Source organism: Oleiphilus sp. HI0086 (assembly GCF_001635225.1).
In genome coordinates this window covers 1-2,737 of sequence record NZ_LWFZ01000761.1, presented here as the reverse complement: position 1 = coordinate 2,737, position 2,737 = coordinate 1, and the positions used below count along the sequence as shown (strand labels likewise).

Here is a 2,737-nt window from a genome sequence, read left to right as displayed (position 1 = left end):
GTGCAACTCAAAGAATGAGAATAGCTCTAAATCTAAAGGCAGTGAAAGCTCTTCAGCAGCCTGATAAAGTAGCGATTTAACAAAGATAATTAACAATTAATCAGTATTTAGAATTAAGTGAGAATAGTTTATGCGAAGCCATTATTGCGGTTCGGTTAATGAAGATAATATCGGTCAAGAAGTGACCCTCTGCGGTTGGGTTCACCGTCGTCGTGACCATGGGGGTGTTATATTTCTAGATATGCGCGATCGTGAAGGTATGGCTCAAGTTGTTATAGATCCAGATACCGAGCAGGCTTTTGCGTTAGCTGATAGAGCAAGAAGTGAATGGGTACTGCAGATAAAAGGCCTTGTTCGTGCTCGCCCAGAAGGCACCGTTAATGACAATATGCCCACTGGTAAGATTGAAATACTGGGTAAAGAATTAACGATATTGAATGAAGCTGAGACGCCACCGTTCCCACTAGATGGTTACGTGGATGTAGGCGAAGACACTCGCCTAAAGTACCGTTTTATGGATCTGCGTCGTCCAGAGATGCTTAACAAGCTTGTGTTCCGCTCTAAGGTAACTAACTATATCCGTAACTTTTTGGATAAGTTGGACTTCATGGATGTTGAAACGCCTATTCTTACGCGAGCTACACCTGAAGGTGCGCGAGACTATTTGGTTCCTAGCCGTACTCATCAAGGTAACTTTTTTGCATTGCCGCAGTCGCCGCAGTTATTTAAGCAGCTATTAATGGTGTCGGGTGTTGATCGTTACTATCAGATTGCTAAGTGCTTTCGTGACGAAGACCTTCGTGCCGATCGTCAGCCTGAGTTTACGCAGGTGGATGTCGAGTGTTCTTATATTGAAGAAGATCAATTGATGGGCATGATGGAGTCTTTAGTTGGCTCAATGTTCAAAGATTTGCTTGATGTCGAGCTTGGTAACTTCCCGCAAATGAGTTACGCCGAGGCAATGAGCCGTTACGGTAGTGACAAACCGGATCTACGTATTCCCTTAGAGATTGTGGATGTTGCTGACTTAATGGCAACTGTCGAATTTAAAGTATTTGCTGGACCTGCAAAAGACCCTAAAGGCCGAGTTGCTGCGCTTAAGGTTGATGGCGGTGCATCATTGTCTCGTAAGCAAATTGATGCATACACCGAGTTCGTTGGTATTTACGGCGCGAAAGGCTTAGCCTGGATCAAGGTTAACGAACTTGAAAAAGGTGCTGAAGGCCTACAATCTCCAATTGTTAAGTTCTTGGGCGAAGATGTTGCCTTATCCATTATGGAAAAGGTGGGTGCTAAAAATGGCGATATCGTCTTCTTTGGTGCTGACAAAGAGAAAATTGTCAACGAAGCGCTTGGTGCACTTCGATGCAAGATCGGTGAGGACCTTGATCTTTATACTTGTGAGTGGGCGCCAATGTGGGTAGTGGACTTCCCAATGTTTGAGGAGTTAGATGACGGTGGTTTAACAGCTATTCACCATCCATTTACTGCTCCATCGTGCTCACCTGAAGAGTTGAAGCAAGATCCGGCAACCGCTTTGTCAAGAGCTTATGATATGGTCTTGAATGGTTGTGAATTAGGTGGTGGTTCAATTCGTATTCATGACGGCACCATGCAAAAAACTGTTTTCGAGATTCTTGGTATCGATGACGAAGAAGCCCAAAATAAGTTTGGTTTCCTATTAGACGCCCTAAAATATGGTTGTCCTCCTCATGGCGGTTTGGCCTTTGGTTTGGATCGTCTAGTGATGTTAATGACTGGCGCTAAGTCTATTCGTGAAGTGATTGCCTTCCCTAAAACCCAAAGCGCAACCTGTGTGTTAACTCAGGCTCCTGGCGAAGTTGATAATAAGCAGCTTCGTGAACTTCACATTCGTGTTAAGTCTAAAGAAACTGAGAATAAAGCTTAAAATTTAAGCTTTATATCTAATTTGTGCGGTGAGAGTTTAGCTCTGCTAAACCCACCGCACTGATTTCTTTTCTTTTTATTAGCTGAACTTGATAAGTGCTTGATGAGCTAAAGCTTGGTTTGGTTTATCTATTTTTCTAAGGCAACTTCGATCCATTGGTGATGTTCTGTATCATAAGAGCCGTCCTTTACATTGGGAGTGCTTAGTTGTCAGTTTTTGATGCTCATTTTCATATAATTGATAGTCGATTTCCCTTAGTTTCTAATCACGGCTTCTTACCAGATGACTTTGATGTAGAACAATATCTTGAACGTGTCTCACTGCTTAATATCAAGAGTGGTGTCGTTGTTTCAGGCTCTTTTCAGGCTTTTGATCAGAGCTATCTACTTTCGGCGCTTGCCTTACTAAACTCAAGATCTAATAATTTTGTCGGGGTTACGCAGGTTCCACATGATATTTCTGATGGTGAACTATTAAAACTCGATGCTGCCGGAGTAAGGGGGGTTCGCTTTAACCTCTTTCGGGGTGGAAGTGAGCGGGTTGGCTATCTATGCTATTTCGCACAACGAGTTTATGACTTGTGTGGTTGGCATATTGAGTTATATATTTCATCTGAAGGTTTATATCATCTTCAAGATTTGATCAAGAATTTGCCTAAGGTATGTATTGATCACATGGGTATGGAGAAGTCATCGTTTCCTGTTGTAGATGATTTATTAAGGCATGGCGTTTATGTAAAAGTTTGCGGCTTTGGTCGAGTCGATTTTGACCCTATTAAGCGCCTTCAAGAGATGGTGCTGATTAATCCTAATGCTTTGATGTTTGGAA

At 42.5% G+C, this 2,737-nt stretch carries 2 protein-coding genes; both read left to right on the top strand.

The features are described 5' to 3' along the window. The first annotated feature begins 130 nt into the window (after positions 1-130). Complete coding sequence (gene aspS, locus A3756_RS13055) at positions 131-1,909, top strand: aspartate--tRNA ligase (protein ID WP_068553654.1); 1,779 nt, start codon at positions 131-133, stop codon at positions 1,907-1,909. A gap of 206 nt (positions 1,910-2,115) precedes the next feature. Next, a partial coding sequence (locus A3756_RS13050) for an amidohydrolase family protein (protein ID WP_068553653.1) occupies positions 2,116-2,737 on the top strand: 622 nt, incomplete at its 3' end.

Excerpts from the sequence above, each read along its gene's own strand:
- aspS (WP_068553654.1), top strand. The coding sequence starts at position 131 with ATGCGAAGCCATTATTGCGGTTCGGTTAATGAAGATAATATCGGTCAA.